This is a genomic window from Streptomyces sp. NPDC045846 (genome assembly GCF_056431605.1).
Genome location: NZ_JBWKKJ010000014.1, coordinates 85,282 through 105,257, shown reverse-complemented (window position 1 = coordinate 105,257; position 19,976 = coordinate 85,282). Strand labels below are relative to the sequence as shown.

At 74.3% G+C, this 19,976-nt stretch carries 17 protein-coding genes; 10 read left to right on the top strand and 7 right to left on the bottom strand.

The annotated features are described in order from the left end of the window. Positions 1–30: 30 nt before the first annotated feature. Both AC07F3_RS32995 and AC07F3_RS32990 read right to left on the bottom strand, forming a co-directional pair. Positions 31–3,129 carry a sacsin N-terminal ATP-binding-like domain-containing protein gene (locus AC07F3_RS32995; protein WP_479118309.1) on the bottom strand — a complete coding sequence of 1,033 codons (3,099 nt, stop codon included), beginning with the start codon at positions 3,127–3,129 and terminating at the stop codon, positions 31–33. A 504-nt stretch (positions 3,130–3,633) separates the two neighbouring features. Further along, a complete protein-coding gene (locus tag AC07F3_RS32990; protein WP_479118188.1) occupies positions 3,634–4,545 on the bottom strand; it encodes a DUF3027 domain-containing protein in 912 nt (303 codons plus the stop codon). Positions 4,546–4,882: 337 nt separating this feature from the next. Between AC07F3_RS32990 and AC07F3_RS32985 the strand changes: the two genes are divergently transcribed. The 4 genes from AC07F3_RS32985 (at position 4,883) to AC07F3_RS32970 (ending at position 8,475) form a co-directional block, all read left to right on the top strand. After that, positions 4,883–6,238 carry an MFS transporter gene (locus AC07F3_RS32985; protein ID WP_479118186.1) on the top strand — a complete coding sequence of 452 codons (1,356 nt, stop codon included), beginning with the start codon at positions 4,883–4,885 and terminating at the stop codon, positions 6,236–6,238. Positions 6,239–6,306: 68 nt separating this feature from the next. After that, a complete protein-coding gene (locus AC07F3_RS32980) occupies positions 6,307–6,804 on the top strand; it encodes a DUF2771 domain-containing protein (protein WP_479118185.1) in 498 nt (165 codons plus the stop codon). Between the two features lie 17 nt (positions 6,805–6,821). Further along, complete coding sequence (locus AC07F3_RS32975) at positions 6,822–7,520, top strand: futalosine hydrolase (RefSeq protein WP_479118183.1); 699 nt, start codon at positions 6,822–6,824, stop codon at positions 7,518–7,520. Then, positions 7,507–8,475: a 1,4-dihydroxy-6-naphthoate synthase gene (locus AC07F3_RS32970; RefSeq protein WP_479118182.1), complete on the top strand. Its 969-nt coding sequence runs from the start codon at positions 7,507–7,509 to the stop codon at positions 8,473–8,475. Before AC07F3_RS32975 ends, AC07F3_RS32970 begins: the two co-directional genes overlap by 14 nt. Before the next feature lie 112 nt (positions 8,476–8,587). Here AC07F3_RS32970 and AC07F3_RS32965 read toward each other — a convergent pair whose 3' ends face one another. Next, positions 8,588–8,971: a cold-shock protein gene (locus AC07F3_RS32965; RefSeq protein WP_114039113.1), complete on the bottom strand. Its 384-nt coding sequence runs from the start codon at positions 8,969–8,971 to the stop codon at positions 8,588–8,590. Between the two features lie 169 nt (positions 8,972–9,140). Here AC07F3_RS32965 and AC07F3_RS32960 point away from each other — a divergent pair, with 169 nt between their 5' ends. After that, a complete protein-coding gene (locus AC07F3_RS32960) occupies positions 9,141–9,395 on the top strand; it encodes a hypothetical protein (protein WP_479118181.1) in 255 nt (84 codons plus the stop codon). A gap of 57 nt (positions 9,396–9,452) precedes the next feature. On the opposite strand, the gene AC07F3_RS32955 is transcribed toward AC07F3_RS32960, so the two are convergent. After that, positions 9,453–10,085 carry an HAD family hydrolase gene (locus AC07F3_RS32955; protein WP_479118179.1) on the bottom strand — a complete coding sequence of 211 codons (633 nt, stop codon included), beginning with the start codon at positions 10,083–10,085 and terminating at the stop codon, positions 9,453–9,455. Between the two features lie 88 nt (positions 10,086–10,173). Between AC07F3_RS32955 and AC07F3_RS32950 the strand changes: the two genes are divergently transcribed. From AC07F3_RS32950 to AC07F3_RS32935, 4 genes are read left to right on the top strand one after another with little or no spacing between them, the layout of a single operon-like run. Continuing rightward, positions 10,174–11,181 carry a FecCD family ABC transporter permease gene (locus tag AC07F3_RS32950; RefSeq protein WP_479118177.1) on the top strand — a complete coding sequence of 336 codons (1,008 nt, stop codon included), beginning with the start codon at positions 10,174–10,176 and terminating at the stop codon, positions 11,179–11,181. After that, positions 11,178–12,254 (top strand): FecCD family ABC transporter permease, encoded by a 1,077-nt coding sequence (locus tag AC07F3_RS32945; protein WP_479118176.1) that lies wholly within the window; start codon positions 11,178–11,180, stop codon positions 12,252–12,254. Before AC07F3_RS32950 ends, AC07F3_RS32945 begins: the two co-directional genes overlap by 4 nt. Beyond that, positions 12,255–13,067 carry an ABC transporter ATP-binding protein gene (locus AC07F3_RS32940; protein WP_479118174.1) on the top strand — a complete coding sequence of 271 codons (813 nt, stop codon included), beginning with the start codon at positions 12,255–12,257 and terminating at the stop codon, positions 13,065–13,067. Next, positions 13,064–14,023, top strand: a complete 960-nt coding sequence (locus tag AC07F3_RS32935) for an ABC transporter substrate-binding protein (RefSeq protein ID WP_479118172.1) — start codon at positions 13,064–13,066, stop codon at positions 14,021–14,023. Before AC07F3_RS32940 ends, AC07F3_RS32935 begins: the two co-directional genes overlap by 4 nt. A 355-nt stretch (positions 14,024–14,378) precedes the next feature. Here the strand turns inward: AC07F3_RS32935 and AC07F3_RS32930 are convergent, their stop codons facing one another. Then, positions 14,379–15,380: a hypothetical protein gene (locus AC07F3_RS32930; protein WP_479118170.1), complete on the bottom strand. Its 1,002-nt coding sequence runs from the start codon at positions 15,378–15,380 to the stop codon at positions 14,379–14,381. 113 nt (positions 15,381–15,493) lie between these two features. On the opposite strand from AC07F3_RS32930, the gene AC07F3_RS32925 reads away from it, so the two are divergent. Then, positions 15,494–18,007 (top strand): helicase-associated domain-containing protein, encoded by a 2,514-nt coding sequence (locus tag AC07F3_RS32925; RefSeq protein WP_479118168.1) that lies wholly within the window; start codon positions 15,494–15,496, stop codon positions 18,005–18,007. Positions 18,008–18,216: 209 nt separating this feature from the next. Here the strand turns inward: AC07F3_RS32925 and AC07F3_RS32920 are convergent, their stop codons facing one another. After that, positions 18,217–19,407: a flotillin family protein gene (locus AC07F3_RS32920; protein WP_469841249.1), complete on the bottom strand. Its 1,191-nt coding sequence runs from the start codon at positions 19,405–19,407 to the stop codon at positions 18,217–18,219. 36 nt (positions 19,408–19,443) lie between these two features. Beyond that, entirely contained in the window at positions 19,444–19,695 is a 252-nt protein-coding gene (locus tag AC07F3_RS32915) for a hypothetical protein (RefSeq protein WP_479118167.1), read from the bottom strand. Positions 19,696–19,976: the final 281 nt, after the last annotated feature.

Genomic DNA, 19,976 nt, shown 5'->3' with positions numbered 1-19,976 from the left:
CGGAGGGTCTCGGGAAGGGGCGGGGTGGGGCTAGTCGAACCAGCGGTCTCTCGCCAGTTCACTCGTCCTCGACGGATCCTCGAGCAGCGCCGCCACCTCGAACCGGCGGGGCCACTGGCCCGCCGCCCAGGCGAGGCCCGCCGCCACGCCCTCCAGCGTCGCCGCGTGGACCGTACCGTCGGCCGGGCGGCGCCAGTCCAGCTCCACGCCGCCCGCGAGCAGCTCCTCGTGCTCGAAGTACGTCGCCGGGGCGGCGGGGCCGAGCAGGACCCGTACCGCGTCCGGCACCGCGTGCTCGACCCCCGTCGACGTCACCTCCGCCGACGCCGCCTCGCTCAGCCGCCCCACCTGGAGCAGCTCGGCGAGCTCGGCCGCGCGGGCCGGGGCGACCGGGAGCAGGGCCGTGCCGCCCGCGAGCGGCAGCAGGTCGGGGGCGTCGGCCACCACCGCGTCCGAGGCGTCGACGACGCGAACCTCCCCGTCCACCACCGCCCGCAGCTCGTCCGGCAGCGTGACCTGCTCGGGGTCGAGGTCCGCCAACGCCGTGTACAGCGCGTGGAGTTGGGAGCCCGACACCGGCCGGTCCTCGTCGGCCAGGCGTCCGAGGAGCTCCGCCGCGCCGCCCGGCTCGTCGAGCAGCGCGGGCACCGAGGTGCGCACCCCCAGCGCCCGCAGGACCTGCGCGTCGTCGAAGCCGGTCGCGTCCACGGACTCGTACAGGCCGGACAGGAGGGGGTCGGAGCCCGCCGCGCGCAGACCGGCCGGGCGGCGCCCGTCGAGCACCGGGTGGTCGCGCAGCCACCAGGCGGTGTAGGGGCGTACGGACTCGGTCGTGCCGTCCGGCAGCAGGACGCGGACTGGCTGGATCAGCGCGTCGCGCAGCGGCGGCTTCGCGAGCAGGGCGAGCGCCTGGGGCCAGGCGTCGTCGTCGACCAGGTCGAGGTCGCGGACCGCGACGATCTCGGTGGCGACCGGCGGGACCGGGGAGTCGGGCAGGCGGTCGAGGACGTCCTCGCACCACACGTCGACCGCGTCGAGCAGCCCCGCGTCGTCCGGCTCGGCGAAGTCGCCGTCGCGCGGCTCCAGTTCGTCCGGGTCCAGGACCACGTCGGTGGCGCGCACCAGCGCGAAGGTGGCCAGCACCCCGCAGGCGGTGAGCGGCTGCTCGCCCCAGCGCTCGGCCAACTCCCGGTCCACCTCGGCTAGTTCGCCCTCGCGGATGACGGAGGCGAAGGGAGAGCCGGGCAGGACGAGTTCGCCGGCGGGGGCGAGTTCGCCGTCCTCGTCGGGCAGCGCGAGCGCGCCGAGCCAGGGTTCGTCACCGGGCGCGAGGTTCGCCTCGCGCGCCAGCGCCAGGACGGTCTCGGCGAGTTCGTCGGCGTCCAGGCCACTGCCGTCCTCGTCCCAGATCTCGCCGCTGTCGAGCGACGCGGCCACGGCGGCGCGCACCTGAGGCGTCGTCAGAACGGCACGCGGGGTGGCGGGCAGCGCGCCGAGCTTTTCGAGCAGCGGGTGGGCCGCGTCCGGGTGGGCGACCTTCAGGCCGAGGCGGCCGAGGTCGGCCGGGGTGTCGGGGAGCGGCAGCAGGATCTGGCGGGGCCCGATGGCGGTGCGGCCGCCCGCGAGCGGGACCGGGAGGCCGGACAGCCGGTCGGGGTCGACTCCGGCGAGCGTGTCGTAGAGCCGGTGCCACCACTCGGGGGCCCGCTCCGCCCCGGCGATCCGCTCGATGGCGTCGCCGAGCGGCAGCCGCCCGACCTCCAACGTGCGCAGCTCGGGGCGGCGTTCGAGACCGGCGGGCAGCAGGGTGGGCAGCACCTCGGCGAGGACGCGTACGGTGTCGGCGCCCGCGCCCTCGACGACCTCCGCCTCGAACGGGCGCAGCGCCACCAGTTCCTCGGTGGGCGCGGCGGGCGCCAGGAACGCGACGCGCGGCAGCCGCTCCAGGACGGCCGCGCGCAGGGCGCCGTCCAGCTCGCCCCGGCCGAGCGGGCCCGGCACCAGGTCGACGGTGGCAGCGGTCACCGGCCGCCAGCCGCCCAGGAGTTCGGCGTACGCGTCGGCCGCGCGCCGCACCAGGAAGTCGGTGAGCGGGCCGGGCGCGGGGTGGCGGCGCGCGGTGTCGAGCGGGAACGACGCGATGAGCAGCGCGGGTACGCCGAGCGGCTCGTCGGTGGGGGTCGGCGCGTGCACGACGGCGGCGGTACGGGGCCGCTCGGGCGCGCCGTCCTCGTCCACCGGGACCGCCCAGGTCACCGTCCAGTGCGGACGCAGCCGCTCCTCGACGGGACGGTCGGCGAGCAGCTCCTTGCCGATCGGACCGTGGTGGCTGACGGTCCGCCAGCGGTGGATCGTCTCGTCCCGGCTGTCGTCGATGTGCACGTACGCGTCGTGCACCGAGCGCCTCAACACCCGTGTCGCGCCCGGGGTTTCGACGACGATCTCGGTCAAGCCGGGCAGCGTGAGCAGCAGCGCGTCGTCGATGCCGTCGAGGAGGCGGCGTACGAGATCCTCCGCCGTGCCGTCCCGCAGCGGCAGCACCACGACGGTGTCGTACCCCTCGGGGGCGGCGCCCTCGGCGGGCAGCGGCAGCCTGAGCAGCGGTACGTGTCCGTCCCTGCGGCGCAGCTCGTCGCCCAGGCCGGGGCTGGCGGCGGCGGCCTCGGCGGCCAGCTCGCGGGCCTCGGCGAGCGACCAGCGCACGCCGCCGGTCCGGCCCACCACGGCGGGCTCGTCGCTGACGGCCAGCACCGCGGCGAACCCGACGCCGAAGCGGCCCACGGCCACCTCGGTGTCGGCCCGCTTGGCGCTGGCGCGCAGGGTGGACAGCGACTCGACGCCGATCGCGTCCAGCGGGGCGCCGGTGTTGGCCGCGGCCAGCACGGCGGGGGTGTCCTGGGTCGCGGGGTGCAGGGTCAGCCTGAGGCGGCCCGTGGTGTTCGCCCGGGCGGCCGCGTCGGCGGCGTTCTGGGCGAGCTCCACGACGAGGCGGTCGCGGTAGCCGCCCAGGGCGAGGTCCTCCTCGGCGTTGGCGTCCTCGCGGAACCTGGCCGGGCCCGCGCCCCAGGCGTTCAGCACCCCGCGGCGCAGCCGTGCCGTGCCGAAGGGGTCGGCCCCTTCGGCCGCCATCGCCTTGACGATCACGCCGTACTCCGCTCTGTCCTGCCCCGCGTTCCGGGACTGCGGCCCGAAGGTACCGCGCGTGGGGGGCGGGGCTTCAATTTCCCCCACCCCGCCCCTTCCCCAGACCCTCCGGGGGAATCGGGTGGGTTTCCCCGGGGCGGGCACGACGAGATCCCCGGGGGCTTCGCCCCTCGGGCTCCCCCGGGGGTGGATTGCCTGATCGTTAGCCCGAATCGGGGACGTTGCCGGTCTGCGGGTGGCGGGACCGACCGCGCAGTTCCCCGCGCCCCTTGGACCCGCTTTCATCCACAGACCATGCGTGGTTGCTCGCGCAGTTCCCCGCGCCCCTCAGCAGTGGGTGCTGGCCTGCATGGGCAACCTCAGCCCGTCCGGCGATTGAGGGCGAGCGCCGTTCAGGCGCGAACGGGGTCCGGGGCGGAGCCCCGGGAGGGGTGCAGGGGACGCAGTCCCCGCCGGGGGGCTGGGGGCGGAGCCCCCAGGGGGCCCGGGTTAGGAGTGGCCCAGGTCTTCCGTTGGGTCCGGTGTCTCCGGGACGGAGCCGTCGCGAGGGGGGCGCAGGGCCAGCGGGTCGGGGGCGACCGTGTCCAGGACGGGCGGCGCCGGGCGGGGCGGCTTGGGCATGACCGCCGCCTCGGAGTGCCCCCCGCAGCCGTAGTCGAGCGCCACGACACGCCCGTCCGCGGGACCGAATTCGTTGGCGCAGATCCCGAACGCCTGGGAGAGCGATCCGGCGATGGGCACCAGGAACGCGCAGGACACGCACGAGGCCGGCGCCGCCTGAGCCATCGCGGTCTTGCCGCCGAAGGACTCCTCCCAGCGGTCGGCCGCCGCGTGCAGCCCGTACCGCGAAAGGACCCGCGCCCGGCGCATGCCGAGTTCCTCGGCGACGGCCGCGATGGAGCCGCGCGTGGTGGCGGCCGGAGTGTCCCGCTCGGCGAACTCCGCGTCCTCCGCCTCGACCCGCTCGGCCATCTCCTCGGAGACCGCGGAGTTCGGCGGCGGCGCGTCCTCACCGGAGTACCCGGGCTCCAGACGCAGGTCGTCGGCCTCGGTGGGCAGCAGATCGCCGGGGCCCATGTCGCCGGGGCGCAGCCGTTCGCTCCACGGCACCCACTCCGGGGCCTGGAGCGCGTCCGGGCCCGGCAGCAGCACCGTCTCGTCGAGGGTGACCAGCTTGGCGCGGGAGGCGCGGGCGACGGTCACCGCCCAGCGCCAGCCGCGGTAGCCCGGCTCCTTGCACTCGAAGAAGTGCGTGACGACCCGGTCGCCCTCCGACACCAGGGCCACATGCTCGCCGACCACGCCCGGCGCGGCGGCTTCCTCCGCCGCCTCGCGGGCTAGGTCGACCGCCTCGGCGCACAGGCGGTCAGGGGTACGGCTTCGCGTCGTCGCAGCACTCACAGGTCTCGCTTCTCTCCTACGCCGTCTCACGGGTGCGCCGGGGAGCCGAATGCGAACGAGCGGCGGGCGGAGCGGACCAGGGGGCCGCGTCAACGTCCGCGCCCGGGCGATCAACTGCCCAGCGGCTGTCCAGTTCACTGACCAAGGGGGTCCCCCCTGCTCCGTACGAGCGTGGAGGCGCACCTTCTGCGATCCATTCTGCGGGATCGCGGAGAGGCGCGCGGCCTTGGGCAGCCGCGGGCGGCGCGCCTGTCACGCTACCCCCTTCGTGGCCCCCGGCCCACCTGCACGTCCGAATCCTGGTTCGGGTCGGACGGGGTTGGGGCACTATGGCGGGGTGACAACCGCAAGGTCGTCAGGGTCCACGGACGGGTCCGGCCGCCTCCTCAGGGCAGGCCGGGCGGTCGGTCGCGCCCTGCACCTGCCGATCACGGGGACGGCCCGGTCGATCAGAAAAGCGACCCACGCGCACGGCGCCGGTGAGTCGGGGCTCGGCAAACTGATCGAACTGCATGCGGTGAACGGCGCCGGTGACGTCATGATCACCGTGGCGCTCGCCTCGACCGTGTTCTTCTCCGTGCCGACCGACCAGGCGCGCGGCCGGGTCGCCCTCTACCTGGCCATCACGATGGCGCCGTTCACTCTCCTGGCGCCCGTCATCGGCCCGCTGCTCGACCGGATGCCGCACGGCCGGCGCGCCGCGATGGCCGGCGCGATGCTGGCCCGCGCCCTGCTCGCCCTCACGATGTCCGGCGCGGTCGCCACCGGCGGCCTGGAGCTCTACCCGGCGGCGCTCGGCGTGCTGGTCGCGTCGAAGGCGTACGGCGTGGTCAGGAGCGCCGTGGTGCCGCGGCTGCTGCCACCCCGCTTCTCCCTGGTGAAGGCGAACTCGCGGGTCACCCTCGCCGGTCTGCTCGCCACCGGCATCGCCGCCCCGATCGGCGCCGGGCTCTCCCGCATCGGGCCCGAGTGGCCGCTCTACGGGGCGTTCTGCGTCTTCGCCGGGGGTACGTTCCTGGCGTTCACGCTGCCGCACAAGGTCGACTCGTCGAAGGGCGAGGCCCGGGCGCGGCTCTCGGACCGCAGCGGCCGCAAGCCCAGTCTGCGTACGGTCGGCGTGTCCGTCGTGAACGGCCTGTACGCCAATGCGGCGCTGCGCGCCCTCTCCGGGTTCCTGATCTTCTTCCTGGCGTTCCTGCTGCGCGAGCATCCCCTGTCCGGGCAGAGCGCGGCCGTCTCGCTCGGCATCGTCGGCGTGTCGGCGGGGGTCGGCAACGCGCTGGGCACGGCGGTCGGCTCGCTGCTGCGGGCGCGCGGACCCGAGGTCCTGATCGTGACGATGCTGACCATCGCGCTGGGCACGGCGATGCTGTGCGCCGCGTTCTTCGGCGGTCTGATGGTGGCCGTGCTGGGCGCCACGGCCGGGCTCACCCAGGCGCTGGCCAAGCTGTCCCTGGACGCGATGATCCAGCGCGACGTGCCGGAGGAGGTCCGCACCTCCGCGTTCGCCCGCTCGGAGACGCTGCTCCAGGTGGCCTGGGTGCTCGGCGGCGCGATCGGCATCGCGCTGCCGCTCAACGGCATCCTGGGCATGTCGGTGGCCGCGGCCCTGCTGGCCCTGGGGGCGGCCGTCTCCGTGCGGGGCCTGCTCGGCGCGGCGCGGCGCGGAACCCCGCGTCCCCGGGTCGCCTGAGCGACTCACGACACGGCACGCCACACCCCCGCGCGGCTTGGCTCGGGGCGACCGATAGCCTTCGCTCCATGACCGTTGCGTTCACTTCCGGCAGGACCCGCCGGGCCGGCGTCGCACTCGCCGCCGCCTCCGCCGGACTCCTCGTCCTCTCCGCCTGCGACAAGCCGACGCCTCTCGCGACCGTGACGGTCGGCACGAACTCCGTCAACACCGAGGCTTCCTGCCGCGGCGACGACGGCAAGCCGCTCGCCGAGGACAAGCTCACCAGCTGCCTCAGCGGCGTCAAGGACGCCAAGTCGATCGACTACGCACCCGGCGCGACCCTGCGCCTCGGCGTCGACCCGAAGGTCGTCGAGGACGGCAGCAAGTGGATCGCGCTGCTCGACGGCAGCCCGATCACCGAGGCGTCCGCCCAGACCTACCGGAGCTTCCCCGGCGCCGACGTCTTCTCCACCGGCGGGCAGGGCGCCGCGCCGAAGGAGAAGAAGGTCAGCATCGTGCAGGTCAACAAGGACAACAAGCCCGAGTCGGTCTGGAGCTTCACGCTCAAGCGCACCAACTCCTGACGAGCGGGCCCCGCCTGATGCGTGTGCTGGTCGTGACCGCGGTGGCGGCGGAGGCGGACTCCGTCGCCGCCGGCCTCGGCCGCGCCGGATACACGGCGCGGGCCGAGGAGCCGACCGGCTTCCGCCGCGAGGGCCACACGATCGACGTGCTGCCCGTGGGCGCGGGCCCCGCGGCCGCCGCGGCCGGCACCGCCGTCGCTCTCGCCCGCACCCCGTACGACCTGGTCGTCTCGGCCGGGATCGGCGGCGGCTTCCCCGGTGTCGCGCCGCTGGGCTCCCTCGTCGTCGCCTCGGACCTCGTCGCGGCCGACCTCGGCGCCGGGTCCCCCGACGGCTTCCTGCCACTGACCGAACTCGGCTTCGGCCGCGACCGGCTGGCCTCCCCGCCAGCGCTGCGCCGGGACGTCGCCCGGGCACTCGGCGCCCTGGAGGCCCCGGTCCTCACCGTGACCACCGCCACCGGCACCGCCGAGCGCACGGCCGAACTCCTGGCCCGCCACCCGTCCGCCGCCGCCGAGGCGATGGAGGGCTTCGGCGTCGCCGAGGCCGCCGACCGGCTCGGCGTCCCGCTCCTCGAAATCCGGGCGGTCTCCAACGCGGTGGGCCCGCGCGACCGTTCGGCCTGGCGGATCGGCGACGCGCTCGCCGCGCTCGCCGACGCGTTCGGGAAGCTCCCGACCGTACTGGAGAGTTGGACACCCCATGAGCCCCACTGAGCCGCAGAACACCGCCCCCCGAACGTCCGAGCCGCCGAAGACCGGCCCGCAGCCGTCCGAGCCGCTGAAGACCGAGCCGCGGAAGGCCGCCGAGCCGGCGTCCGGGCCGTTGAAGATCGCCTACTCCCCCTGCCCGAACGACACCTTCGTCTTCGACGCCTGGGCGCACGGCCGGGTGCCCGGCGCGCCCGCCCTCGACGTGACGTTCGCGGACATCGACATCACCAACGGCATGGCCGAGCGCGGCGAGTTCGACGTGCTCAAGGTGTCGTACGCGGTGCTGCCCTGGGTCCTGGACGAGTACGCCCTGCTGCCCTGCGGCGGCGCGCTGGGCCGCGGCTGCGGTCCGCTGGTCCTCACCCGGGAGGCCGGCGACGGGGACCTGACCGGCAAGACGGTCGCCGTGCCGAGCGAGAAGTCGACGGCGTACCTGCTGTTCCGGCTGTGGGCCGCGGACGTCGTGCCCGGCGGGGTCGGCGAGGTCGTCGTCATGCCGTTCCACGAGATCATGCCCGCCGTGCGCGACGGCAAGGTGGACGCCGGACTCGTCATCCACGAGGCGCGCTTCACCTACCAGCAGTACGGGCTGCACTCGCTCGCCGACATGGGCGAGCACTGGGAGGCGACGACCGGCCTGCCCATCCCGCTCGGCGCGATCATCGCCAAGCGCTCCCTCGGCGAGGCCACGCTGCGGCTGCTCGCGGAGTCGGCCCGCGCCTCCGTGCGGCTCGCCTGGGACGACCCCGAGGCGTCCCGGCCCTACGTCCTTGAGCACGCCCAGGAGATGGACCCGTCCGTGGCCGACCGGCACATCGGGCTCTACGTCAACGAGTTCACCGCCGACCTCGGCGAGGACGGCTACGCCGCGGTGCGCGGGCTGCTGACACGCGCCGCGGCCGAGGGGCTCGTCCCGCCCCTCGGCCGCGATGCACTGTCGTTCCCCCGGATCCCCTAGATCTCCTGATCCCCTGGATCTCCTGGATCTCCTGGATCTCCCAGCTCCGCCAGGTCTCCTGGATCAGGATGGCCGCTCGCCGTCCGCGCGGCGGTGCGAGGCGGTGGCCGGGTCAGACGTCGAGCTGGTCGGCCACCGCCCGCAGCAGGCCCGCGATCTTCTTGCCCGCCGCCTTGTCGGGGTAGCGCCCCTTCTCCAGCATGGGCGTGATGTTCTCCAGGAGCGTCGTCAGGTCCTGCACGATGGAGGCCAGTTCGTCGGGCTTGCGGCGCTGGGCCGCGGCCACCGAGGGAGCCGGGTCGAGGACCGTGACGGAGAGGGCCTGGTCACCGCGCTGCCCGGCGACGACGCCGAACTCGACGCGCTGACCGGGCTTGAGTGCGTCGACTCCAGCGGGGAGCACGGAGGAGTGGACGAAGACGTCGCCGCCGTCGTCCCGGGAGAGAAAGCCGAAGCCCTTCTCGCTGTTGAACCACTTGACCTTGCCGGTAGGCACGTCTGTCCTCGTCCTCGTACTCGTCGTTGTGTGCGGGGCGCCGAAAAACGGCTCTGGATAGCACTACAGCGGGTCGCCTTCCGACCCGCCGACACCAAGGCTAATGGTCCAGGAGCTACTGACAAGACGTCCCGGCCCGTCCTTACGACCAGGGAACTACCCTGGCTGGGTGAGTACCGAAACCCAGGCCAAGACCGACCGCGACGCCCTCACCACCGGTGATCGGCTGGTTCGCGTCGGCGTCGTCGTGTTCTTCGTGGGCGCGCTCGCCACGCTCGTCACGGTGGCCCCGCTGTTCCTGCACACGGCGCCGTTCCCGTCGTTCGCCTATCTCGTCTGCATGCTGATGGGCGTCGGCTTCCTGATCGCGGGGGCGGGCGTGCTGCTCACCGTCGCGGAGCAGCGCCGCCAGGCCCGCGCCTGACGAGGTCGTCCCCCACCTGAACCGGCCGGTCCCGTACGCAAGTACGAGGCCGCGCTGTCAAGCGCGTTCGGCGGCGTAAACCTTCAACCAGGCCGGAAATGACGTGAGATCGTCGAGGACGACGTCCGCGCCCGCCTCGCGCAGTTCGGCCGCGCCGATCGGACCGGTCGGCACCGCCACGGACAGGGCGCCCGCGGCGCGCGCTCCGAGTACGTCGCCGAGGTGGTCGCCGACGTAGACCGCGGCGCCGTGTTCGCGCAGCGCGGTCGCCTTGCCCTCGGCCCACAGCCCGCCGACGACCTCGTCCGGGGTGATGCCGAGGTGGTCGAGGTGCAGCCTGGCCTGCGGGGCGTTCTTGGCGGTGACGACGACGGCGCGGCCGCCGAGCTCCCGCACCGCGCGCACCGCGTCGGCCGCGCCGGGCATCGCCGGGGTGGGCAGGATCGCGCGTGTGGGGTAGATCTCACGGTATTTGAGCACCATCTCGGCGATGAGCTCCTCGGGGAACCAGTGCCGCAGCTCCCAGTCGAGCGGCGGCCCGAGCCTGCTGACGGCCTGGTCGGCGTCTATGTACGTGCCGGTGGCGGCGGAGAGCTCCTGGTAGACGGCGTGGATGCCGGGCCGGGAGTCGATCAGGGTCATGTCGAGGTCGAAGCCGACCGTGGGCGCGTCGAGGGGCATGAGGGCCATTGTGCCCAGGTGGGCGGCGCGTCCCGGCCCTTAGACTGACCGCCATAGTTAGCCAAGCCTTACCAAACGCCGACCTGTGATGGGCCCTATGTCAGCCGCACCCCGCCGGACCAGACGCGTGCTCGCGACGGCGGCGGCCGTCGCGGCGCTCCTGGTCGCGGTCCTGCTCTCGCTCGCCGTCGGGGCGCGCCCGATCCCGCCGTCCCAGGTCCTGGACGCCCTGTTCGGCGGCGCGCACACCCCCGATGCCGAGGTCGTCCGCGAACTGCGGGTACCGCGCACCCTGATCGGCCTGATGGTCGGCGCCGCCCTCGCGGTGGCGGGCACGGTGCTCCAGGGCATCACCCGCAACCCCATCGCCGACCCCGGCATCCTCGGCATCAGCCAGGGCGCCTCGGTCGGCGTGGTCCTGGCCATCGCGTTCCTCGGGGTGCACACGCTGACGGGGTACGTGTGGTTCGCGTTCACGGGCGCGGCGATCGCCTCCGTCGTGGTGTACGCGATCGCGTCCAGCGGGCGCGGCGGTGCGACCCCGGTGAAGCTCGCGCTCAGCGGCGCCGCGATCAACGCGCTGCTCGTCTCCGTGACGATGGGCGTGCTCACCACCAGGGCGGCCGCGCTCGACGAGTTCCGCTTCTGGCAGGTCGGTTCGCTGGCCGGGCGGGATGCCCAAGTCGCCCACCAGATCTGGCCGTTCCTGCTGGCCGGCGTCGTCCTCGTGGCCTGGGTCGCGCGCGGCCTCGACGCGCTGGCGCTCGGCGAGGACGTGGCGAAGGGCCTCGGCCAGAACGTAGCGACCGTACGCGTCCTGGGCGGCATCGGCGCCACGGTGCTGACCGGCGTCGGGGTGGCGGCGGCCGGGCCGATCGCCTTCATCGGTCTCGCGATCCCCCACATCGCCCGCGCGATCGTGGGCAGCGACCACCGCTGGGTGCTGCCGATGGCGGCGCTGGTGGGCCCGGTGATGCTCCTGGTCGCCGACACGCTCGGCCGGATCGTCTTCCCGCCGGGCGAGATCCCGGCGGGCGTGATGACCGCCCTGATCGGCGTGCCGTTCCTGGTCACGCTGGTCCGCAGGAAGGCGGTCCCGGCATGAGCGGCCCGTCCGCGACCGTGACCGCGCCCGGCCCGGTGCGGCCCGCCGGTTACACGGTCGTACGCGCCGGGCGCGCGGCCTTCCTGCTGCACCGCAGGGCGGCGGCGGTGGGCGCGTCCCTCCTCGTCGTCCTGGCCGCGCTGTGCGTCGCCTACCTCTGCGTCGGCGAGAGCTTCGTCGCGCCCGGCGACGTGCTGAAGGTGCTGACCGGGCAGGACTCGTACGCCGAACTCGTCGTCGGCACGCTGCGGTTGCCCCGCATGGTGGTGGGCCTGATGGTCGGCGCCGCGTTCGGCATCGCGGGCGGGCTCATCCAGACCGTCGCGCGCAACCCGCTCGCCAGCCCCGACATCATCGGCATCAGCCAGGGCGCCTCGGCGCTGACGGTCGGCGCGATGACGTTCGGCGTCACCTCGTACACCGTGCTGCCCTACCTGTCCGTCGTCGGCGGTGTCCTGGCGGCCGCCCTGGTGTACGTGTTCGCGTGGCGCGGCGGGCTGCACGCGACGCGCTTCGTCCTGATCGGCATCGGCTTCGCCATCGCGCTGCGCTCCCTCACGACGCTGTTCATGACCAAGGGCGACTACTTGGTCGCCCAGCAGGCGCAGATCTGGATGACCGGCTCGCTCAACGGGCGCGGCTGGGACGAGGCGGCGCCGCTCGGCTGGGTGCTGCTCGCGCTGGTGCCCGCCGTGCTGTGGGCGGCCCGCGCCCAGCGCACGGTCACCCTCGACGACGACACCGCGACCGCGCTCGGCGTACGGCTCGGCCGGGTGCGGCTCGGCCTGGTCGTCATCGGGGTGGTGCTCGCCTCGGTGGCGACGGGCGCCGCGGGGCCCGTCGACTTCGTCGCGCTGCTCGCCCCGCAGATCGCCCGCCGGATGACGCGGACGGCCCAAATACCCTTGTTCTGCTCGGCGTTGACGGGCGCGGTCATCGTGGTCCTGGCCGATCTCCTGGCCCGCAAGCTGTTCTCGCCGACCGAGCTGCCGGTGGGCGTGCTCACCGCGGTGATCGGCGCGCCGTACCTGATCTGGCTGATCGTGCGCAGCCGCACCACGGGAGGAAAGTAGATGACCAGCCGGCTGACGGCCCGCGAGCTGACCCTCGCCTACGAAGACCGTACGGTCGTGCACGGTCTCGACCTCGCGGTGCCCGACGGACGAGTGACGGTGATCGTCGGCCCCAACGCCTGTGGAAAGTCGACCACGTTGCGTGCGCTCGGCCGCCTCCTGAAGCCGCGCGGCGGCGCGGTGCTGCTCGACGGCACGGAGCTGGCGCGGATTCCCACGAAGCGGATCGCCCAGTCGATCGGCCTGCTTCCGCAGTCGCCCGTGGCGCCCGAGGCGATCACGGTCGCCGACCTGGTCTCGCGCGGCCGCCAGCCGCACCAGCACTGGTGGCAACAGTGGTCGGAGGCGGACGAGCGGGCGGTGACGGACGCGATGGAGCGTACGGACGTGACGGCGCTCGCCGACCGCCCGGTCGACGAGCTGTCGGGCGGCCAGCGCCAGCGGGTGTGGATCGCGATGGCGCTCGCCCAGGAGACCGACGTCCTCCTCCTCGACGAGCCGACGACCTATCTGGACATCGCGCATCAGGTCGAAGTCATGGACCTGGTAAGGCAGTTGAACCACGAGCGGGGCCGTACGGTGGTGATGGTGCTGCACGATCTCAACCAGGCCGCGCGGTACGCCGACCACCTCGTGGCGATGAAGGCGGGGCGGATCGTCGCCGAGGGGCGCCCCGAGGACGTGGTGACGTCGGATCTCGTACGCGAGGTGTTCGGCCTGGACTCGGTGGTGGTCCCGGACCCGGTGACGGGCTCCCCGCTGGTGGTGCCCGGCGCCCCCTACTCGCCGCCCGTCGAGAGGATTCCCGGATGACCCTTCCGCGCCGCACCCTGCTGGCAGGCGCACTGACCCTGACGGCCGCGCCCGCCGCGACCGCGTGCTCGCCGTCGGGCGCCAACTCCCCTTCCGCCCGCGGAAGTTCCCATCTCGTCAAGACGGCGATGGGGGACGTACGGCTCAAGGAGCACCCGCAGCGGGTCGTCGTCCTGGACACGGCGGAACTCGACTCGGCGATCACGCTCGGCGTGCGGCCGGTCGGCGCGACGCACGCCGACGTCGCCTCCGGGTTCCTCGACTACCTGCCCAAGGACCGGCTGGCGGGCATCAAGGACGTCGGCGCGATGACGAGCCCGAACCTGGAGTCCGTCGCGGCGCTGCGGCCCGACCTGATCCTGACCAGCAAGGTGCGGCACGGCGACCGGTACGCGCAGCTGAAGGAGATCGCGCCGACGGTGATGACGGAGTCCACGGGCTACCCCTGGAAGCAGAACTTCCAGCTGCACGCTCTCGCGCTGGGCAAGGTGGCCGAGGCGCGGCAGGTCACCGACGCGTACGGGGCGCGGGTACGGGAGTTGACCGCCCGGCTCGGCGGGCCCGCCAGGGCGGCGGCGCTGAAGGTCAACGTCGTGCGCTTCGTCGAGGGCGCGGACATCCGCATCTACGGCCGCCGGAACTACATCGCGACGGTGCTCGACGACGTCGGCCTCGGGCGGCCGCCCGTCGTCGACCGGGCCAAGGAGGGGTTCTCGTACGACGTGAGCCCCGAGCGGATCGATCTCGCGGACGCGGACGTCATCTTCTACGCGACGTACGGGGATCCGGCGAAGTCGAAGCGGACCCGGACGTTGTCCAGTGCACTGTGGAAGGGGTTGTCCGCGGTGCGGGCGGGGCGGGTGCACGCGGTGGACGACGAGCTGTGGATCCAGGGCAGCGGGTACGGGGCCGCGGGGCGGGTCCTGACCGACCTGAGCGACCTGCTCCCCCACTGAGCCCCACCCCTGGGGCTCCGCCCCAGACCCCCCGAGGGGCTCCGCCCCTCGGACCCCGGCGGGGGCTCCGCCCCCACACCCCCGTTCGCGCCTGAACGGCGCTCGTCCTCAAACGCCGGACGGGCTAAAGATGCCAGCACCGGCCCGCACCAGTACCGCCAGGGGCGCGAGGAACTGCGCGAGAAGCGAGCACGGCCCGCGGACGAAAGCGGGTTTCAAGGGGCGCGGGGAACTGCGCGAGAAGCGAGCACGGTCCGCAGATCGAAGGCGGGTCGAGGGGCGCGGGGAACTGCGCGAGTAGGGGGTCTGTCGGGGCGCAGGGTTCTGGCCCCGGCGGGGTGGGGGCGGAGGGGCCCTAGGGACGCGGGTGGCGTTGGGAGCGCCAGACCAGGAACGCCGCCGACGACACCGCCGCCACCCTGATCAACCACGGCCACATCCCCGTCAGCGCCGCCCCCATCCCGCCCTCGGCGATCGGCGCCCCCCAGCGGCCGTCCTGGCGGCCCCACAGCCAGGTCAGGCCGCCAACGAGGGTGAGACCCGGCATGCCAAGGACCGCCCACTTCGACTCCGCCCGGGTCAGCCGACGGGACGCGTACGCCAGGAGCCAGCCCGCGCCCAGGGCCAGCCACAGGCCGAACAGCGCGCCCGCCACGAGCAGCGCCGCCGCGAGGAGGAGCAGGGGATTGGAGAGGCCGCGGCCCTCGGCGGAGCGGCGCGGGCCCAGGCCGAGGCGCCTGCGGCGCACCGGGGCGGCCTCGACCACGTCCTCGGTCTCGGCGTCCGGTGTGGCGTCCTCGTCGGCGCCGGTCCCCTCCGCCTCCTCGTCGCCGGGAGGTTCCAGTATTTCGGGGATCTCGACCCCGCCCACGAACCCCCCGAGGGACCCGCCCGGCTCGATCCGCCACCAGTCGGGTTCGACGCCCTGCGTGCCGAGTTCGTCCATGCCCGCAAGGTGCGGCGGGGCGGGCAGCGTGGGCCGGGGCGCCTCCTCCGCCTCGCGCGGGCGCGGGCGCGGGACGCGTTTGGCGCGGCCCGGGAACAGCCGGTCGCGCTGGACCGGCACCGCCGGTTCGGCGGCGGGCTCCGCCGCGTACGACCCCGAACCGGAGCCGAAGTCCGGTCCGGAACCGGACGCGGCCGCCTCCACCACCTCCTCCGGCGTCCCGAACCGCCCGAGAACACGCCGTACCGTCGCGGGCGTCTCGCTCCCGTACTTCGCCCGCTGCTTGTCGATCTCGTTGCGCAGCGACGACACGAGGCGCATCCGGTCCCCGGAGGGCAGCTGCCGCTGCTGGGCCAGGTCCCCGACCCGGCTCAGGTAGTCGTAGACCAGCTGGTCGCTCTCGATCCCCACGCGCGTTTCCCCTCCGCGGGCTCCACCCGCCCCGAGCCGTTCACCGGTCCGGCCGCGTTTCGGACACCGGCTCCGGGTCCTGACGGTAGCGCGCACGGGCTACCGTGGGGCGGATGGGGACCGGCGAGCGCAATCAGGAGGCGCACGTGCCCGAAGGAACGACCGGCGAGACGAGCGGGGCTGCCGCGGCGCCCCGCGCCGCGGCCTCGGCACCCCGTACCCTCGCCGAGGCCCTGCGCACCCGCCCCGACGAGTCCCTCGCCGCGCTGCTGCGGGCCCGCCCCGATCTGCTCAGCCCCGTGCCCGGCGACCTGACCCAGCTGGCCACCCGGGCCGGCACCCGGGCCTCGGTCGTACGGGCCCTGGAGCGGCTGGACAGGTTCGCCCTGCAGACCGCCCAGGCCCTGGCCGTGGCGCCGGACCCGGCACCGTACGACGCCGTACGCGCTCTGCTCGCCGGGGACGACGGCGACGCGGCCGTGGTGGACGCGCTGCCCGGCGCGCTCGCCACCTTGCGCGAGCAAGCCCTCGTCTGGGGCGGCGATGACCGGCTCCGCCTGGTGCGCACCGCCCGCGAACTGCTCGCGCCCTCCCCCACCCACCCCTCGCCGACCGGTCTCGGCCCCACCGTCGCCGAGGCGACCGCGGGCATGTCGCCCGGCCGCGTCCAGGAGATCCTCCAGGCCGCCGGGCTCCCGGCCACCCACGACCCGGTGTCCGCGGTCGCGGCGCTGACCGCCCTGTTCACCGACCGCGCGCGCATGGCCGAGCTCCTCGACACGGCCCCGACCGAGGCGTTGACGGTCCTCGACCGGCTGGTGTGGGGCCCGCCGTACGGCGAGGTGTCGGCCGATCCGCCGCCGCCGGTGCGCTGGCTGCGCGACCACGGCCTGCTGCTCCCGGCGTCCGCGCGCACCCTGGTGCTGCCGCGCGAGGTCGCCCTGCATCTGCGCGCCGGGCGCGCGCACCGCACCACCGAGCCGGTGCCGCCCGCCGTCGCGCCGCTGCGCGAGTACCGTCCCCAGGTGGTGGACGCGACCGCCGCGGGCCAGGCGTTCACCGCGCTGACCACCGTCGAGGACCTGCTCGCCGAGTGGAACGAGGGCGGCCCCGCCGTGCTGCGCGCGGGCGGCCTCTCCGTACGCGACCTCAAGCGCACCGCGACCGCCCTCGACACCACCGAGCAGGTCGCCGCGCTCTGGCTCGAACTCGCTTACGCGGCAGGGTTGTTGGCGTCGGACGGCGAGGCGGACGAGCGCTACGCGCCGACCCCCGAGTACGACGACTGGCTGGAGCTGCCGCCCGCCGAACGGTGGGCCCGGCTCGCCGTGGCCTGGCTGAGCGCCACCCGCACCGCCGGTCTCGTCGGCGAGCAGGACGCCAAGGGCCGCACCCTCGCGGCGCTCGGCCCCGACCTCGACCGCTCCCCCGCGCCCGAGGTCCGCCACCGCGTCCTGACCCTGCTCACCACCCTGCCCGAGGCCGCCTCCCCGGAGCCCGAGTCGCTGCTCGCCCGGCTCCGCTGGGAGCGCCCGGCCCGCAGCGGCCCCGAAGACCTGCGCTCCCGGCTCGCCCAATGGACGCTGTCCGAGGCCGAGTTGCTGGGGGTCACCGGCCGGGGCGCGCTGACCACCCATGGCCGCGCCCTGCTCGACCCGGCCTCCGGCGCCGCCGAACGCGAGTTGCTCGGGCTGCGCGCCGCCACCGCGCTGGCCCCGCACCTGCCCGAGCCCGTCGACCACGTACTGCTCCAGGCGGACCTCACGGCGGTCGCGCCCGGCCCGCTGCGGCGGCCGCTCGCGGCGATGCTCGGGGTGCTGGCCGACATCGAGTCCAAGGGCGGCGCCACCGTCTACCGCTTCACGGCGGGCTCCGTGCGCCGCGCGCTCGACGCCGGGCAGACCGCCGCCGACCTCCAGGCCTTCCTGACCGACCACAGCCGTACGCCGGTGCCGCAGCCGCTCAGCTATCTGATCGACGACGTGGCCCGCAGACACGGCCACCTCAGGGTGGGCGCCGCTTCGGCGTACGTACGCTGCGACGACGAGGCGATGCTGGGCGAGATCCTCGCCGACAGGCGCAGCCAGCCGCTGCGGCTGCGCCGGCTCGCCCCCACGGTGCTCGCGACCACGGCCGAACCGGCCGCGCTGCTCGACGGGTTGAGGTCGATGGGGTACGCCCCGGCCGCCGAGTCCGCCGAGGGCGACGTCCTCATCACGCGCGCCGACTCCCGCCGCACCCCGCGCCGCACGGCGCCGGTCCCGGTCCCGGACGGACCGCCGCTGCCCGACGAGACGCTGCTCGACGCGGCGGTGCGGGCGATCCGCGCGGGCGACACGGCGGCCACCGTCGTGCGCAAGGAGCCGGAGGCCGCCCGCGCGGACGGCTCGCTGCCGCGCACCTCGTCCGCGGAGACGCTGGCCACGGTGCAGGCGGCGGCCATGACCGGGTCCGCGCTGTGGATCGGCTACGTCAACGCGGAGGGCACGGCCAGTCAGCGGGTCATCGCGCCGGTGCGGGTGGAGGGCGGGTTCGTCACCGCGTACGACCACACGGCGGACGAGGTCCGCACGTACCCCCTCCACCGCATCACAGGCGTCGCGGAACTGGCCGAAGACCCGGCCTGACCCACCCCGCCCCTTCCCTAAACCCGCTGGGGTTGAAGGACCCTGGGGGCTCCGCCCCCAGACCCCGTTAAGGATGCCCATGCTGGCCAGCACGGTGCTGTTAGGGGCGCGGGGAACTGCGCGAGAAGCGGGCACGGTCCGCAGCCGCATCGTCGTCCCCCGGAGGCCACGTGGGGGAGCCGCGGAAAGAACCTCGCTCAGGGCACCGCCTAGTCGAGGTCGACCGGCCCGTCGCCCTTGCCCTCGCGGGACTCCGGCTTGCCGGAGAGCAGCCCCGGCAGGGAGAGCTGAGCCCCGCTCTTGCTGTCCGGACGCTCGCCCGAACCGCTGAGGTTCTGCCGGACCGAGTCCAGGATCGTCAGACCCTGGCCCACCAGACCGGCCGCGATCTCGCCAAGCCCGTCCGCGCCGTTCAGCACGTTCACGTTCGCCCCCGCGAGCCCGCCCGCCGCCTCCTTCACGATCTGCGGCAGCTGGTCGATCAGCATCCGGTCGAGCGCGACCCGGTCGTACGACGCCGCCGCCTCGGCCTGGATCTTCATCCGCTCGGCCTCGGCGATCGCGAGGACCTTGATCCGCTCGGCCTCGGCCTGCGCGGGCTTGACGATCTCGGCGACCAGCTGCTGCTGGCGGAGCTCGGCGGCCCGCTGGGCCAGCTCGGTCTGCGCGGCGAGCACCTCCTGCTGGGCGTGCGCCTGGGCCAGCGGACCGGCCTGGGCGGCGTGCGCCTGGGCCCGGTCGACCTCCGCGGAGTACTCGGCCTTGACGACCGCGGTCTGCCGGGCGTACTCGGCCTGGTTGCGCGCCGCCACCTGCTCGGCCTCGACGGAGGCCTGGGTGGCCTGCGCCTGGGCGATCTGCGCGGCCCGCTGGATGGCGGCCTTGTGCGGCGCGGACATCGCGTCGATGTAGCCCGTGTCGCCGTCGTCGATCGACTGGATCTGGAGCGAGTCCACGATGAGACCGATCTTCGCCATCTCGGTCTTCGAGGTCTCCAGGACCTCCGCGGCGAGCTTCTGCCGCTCGGTGACGATCTCCTCGACGGTCATCGAGCCGATGATGGACCGCAGGTGACCGGCGAAGATCCGGCCGGTCAGGACCGACATCTGGTCCTGGTCGGACAGGAAGCGCTGGCCCGCGTTCACGATGGACTCGGTGTCGTTGCCGACCTTGAACGCGATCACCGCGCGCACGTGCAGCGCGATGCCCTGCTTGGTCACACAGGTCTCGGTGACCTCGGCCTCGCACATCGACAGGGTGAGGAAGCGGGTCTTGCGGAAAATCGGCAGGACGAACTTGCCGTGGCCGGTCACTACGCGGAACGGGGCGCCCCCGAGACCGCGCCTGCCACCCGAGATCAGCATCGCCTCGTCGGGGGCGGGCACCCGGTAACCGAACATCCTTTGTCTCCTTAGGAACGGGGTGGAAACGGCGTCTCAGCCGGCGTCGGCGGGGAAACCGCCCAACGCGTCCAGCGGATCGGCCCACTCGATGACGTCCACCTGGCGCGTGCCACGGGACCCGATCACGAGCACGGTCGTCCCCCTGGGCAGAGGCTCCTCCGACCAGGCGAGGAAGGCCTCCGTGCCGCCTCTGACGCTCACCAGGACCTCGCCCGGTCCGGCGGCTCCACGGGTGGCGACGAGCAGCACTCCGGGGCGGCCGACGACGTCATCGTCCTGATCCACGAGCCTGGCGCCCCCCATCGTTCTGGTCCTGGATTCCAGACCTTAGACCTGCCGGGATCAGCCGCCTATCCTCGGGCCACCCTGTGTTGTCCCCGGGCCCGCCACCCCACCACCGCCCGCATGCTCGGCCGGTCCCGTCCGGGAGCCCCGGCGCCCATCGCGCCGCCCAGGTCCGCACGCCTCGCCCCCTCGCCAAAGCCCCGGTCCGTCCACACCCGTACGCCTCGCCGCCCCACCAGGGCCTCCGATGCGGCAGACTGGAAGTTTGCCCGCCCCGCCCG

Bases quoted from the DNA above. Each gene is read 5' to 3' on its own strand.
- AC07F3_RS32995 (WP_479118309.1), bottom strand. From the start codon at position 3,129: ATGGCGGCCGAAGGGGCCGACCCCTTCGGCACGGCACGGCTGCGCCGC.
- AC07F3_RS32980 (WP_479118185.1), top strand. From the start codon at position 6,307: ATGACCGTTGCGTTCACTTCCGGCAGGACCCGCCGGGCCGGCGTCGCA.
- AC07F3_RS32975 (WP_479118183.1), top strand. From the start codon at position 6,822: ATGCGTGTGCTGGTCGTGACCGCGGTGGCGGCGGAGGCGGACTCCGTC.
- AC07F3_RS32970 (WP_479118182.1), top strand. From the start codon at position 7,507: ATGAGCCCCACTGAGCCGCAGAACACCGCCCCCCGAACGTCCGAGCCG.
- AC07F3_RS32955 (WP_479118179.1), bottom strand. From the start codon at position 10,085: ATGGCCCTCATGCCCCTCGACGCGCCCACGGTCGGCTTCGACCTCGAC.
- AC07F3_RS32950 (WP_479118177.1), top strand. From the start codon at position 10,174: ATGTCAGCCGCACCCCGCCGGACCAGACGCGTGCTCGCGACGGCGGCG.
- AC07F3_RS32945 (WP_479118176.1), top strand. From the start codon at position 11,178: ATGAGCGGCCCGTCCGCGACCGTGACCGCGCCCGGCCCGGTGCGGCCC.
- AC07F3_RS32940 (WP_479118174.1), top strand. From the start codon at position 12,255: ATGACCAGCCGGCTGACGGCCCGCGAGCTGACCCTCGCCTACGAAGAC.
- AC07F3_RS32935 (WP_479118172.1), top strand. From the start codon at position 13,064: ATGACCCTTCCGCGCCGCACCCTGCTGGCAGGCGCACTGACCCTGACG.
- AC07F3_RS32925 (WP_479118168.1), top strand. From the start codon at position 15,494: ATGGGGACCGGCGAGCGCAATCAGGAGGCGCACGTGCCCGAAGGAACG.
- AC07F3_RS32920 (WP_469841249.1), bottom strand. From the start codon at position 19,407: ATGTTCGGTTACCGGGTGCCCGCCCCCGACGAGGCGATGCTGATCTCG.